Origin of the sequence: Psychrobacter sp. T6-4 (genome assembly GCF_052258425.1) — a bacterium.
Taxonomy (GTDB): Bacteria; Pseudomonadota; Gammaproteobacteria; order Pseudomonadales; family Moraxellaceae; genus Psychrobacter.
The window spans coordinates 1-1517 of record NZ_JBQQEZ010000026.1; the positions used below are offsets into that span (position 1 = coordinate 1).

Here is a 1517-nt window from a genome sequence, read left to right on the forward strand (position 1 = left end):
AAACTTAGCAAGTAAATAGACCCTTTGGGGTTGTATGGTCAAGTAATTAAGCGCACATGGTGGATGCCTTGGCAGTCAGAGGCGATGAAAGACGTGACAGCCTGCGATAAGCTTCGGGGAGGCGGCAATATCCTGTGATCCGGAGATTTCTGAATGGGGAAACCCACCTAGCATAAGCTAGGTATCCTAATTTATTAGGAAGCGAACGAGGGGAAGTGAAACATCTCAGTACCCTTAGGAATAGACATCAAATGAGATTCCCCAAGTAGCGGCGAGCGAACGGGGAGAAGCCGATTGATATTAGAATAGAAGAACAGCGTGGGAAAGCTGACCGTAGTAGGTGATAGTCCTGTATTTTAAATTCTAGTATTGACATATTAAGTAGAGCGGGGCACGAGAAATCCTGTTTGAAGATGGGGGGACCATCCTCCAAGGCTAAATACTCCTGACTGACCGATAGTGAACCAGTACCGTGAGGGAAAGGCGAAAAGAACCCCTGTGAGGGGAGTGAAATAGAACCTGAAACCGTGTGCGTACAAGCAGTGGGAGCCTTAATTTATTAGGGTGACCGCGTACCTTTTGTATAATGGGTCAGCGACTTATATTCTGTAGCAAGGTTAACCGTTAGGGGAGCCGTAGGGAAACCGAGTCTTAATAGGGCGTCATAGTTGCAGGGTATAGACCCGAAACCGAGTGATCTATCCATGAGCAGGTTGAAAGTGCCGTAACAGGCACCGGAGGACCGAACCCACTGTCGTTGAAAAGCCAGGGGATGACTTGTGGATAGGGGTGAAAGGCTAATCAAACTCGGTGATAGCTGGTTCTCCCCGAAAGCTATTTAGGTAGCGCCTCGGACGAACACCATTGGGGGTAGAGCACTGTTTCGGCTAGGGGGTCATACCGACTTACCAAACCGATGCAAACTCCGAATACCGATGAGTGATATCCGGGAGACACACAGTGGGTGCTAACGTCCATTGTGGAGAGGGAAACAACCCAGACCGCCAGCTAAGGCCCCAAATTCCTAGTTAAGTGGGAAACGAGGTGGGAAGGCATAGACAGCTAGGAGGTTGGCTTAGAAGCAGCCATCCTTTAAAGAAAGCGTAATAGCTCACTAGTCGAGTCGGCCCGCGCGGAAGATGTAACGGGGCTCAAACTAGGAGCCGAAGCTGCGGATTTGAATTTGTTTTCAAGTGGTAGGGGAGCGTTGTGTAAGCCTGTGAAGGTGCATTGTAAAGTGTGCTGGAGGTATCACAAGAGCGAATGCTGACGTGAGTAACGATAATGCGAGTGAAAAGCTCGCACGCCGGAAGATCAAGGGTTCCAGTCCAACGTTAATCGGGGCTGGGTGAGTCGACCCCTAAGGCGAGGCCGAAAGGCGTAGTCGATGGGAAATCGGTTAATATTCCGATACTTGTTTATAATGCGATGGAGGGACGGAGAAGGTTATGTCAGCCTGGCGTTGGTTGTCCAGGTGAAAGGATGTAGGCTTGTGGCTTAGGTAAATCCGGGCTGCA

1 rRNA gene is annotated in these 1517 nt (G+C 49.8%); it reads left to right on the top strand.

The window, feature by feature from the left end:
- Positions 1–36: 36 nt before the first annotated feature.
- Positions 37–1517: ribosomal RNA gene (locus tag ACTXGE_RS12450) — 23S ribosomal RNA — on the top strand; the annotation flags it as partial.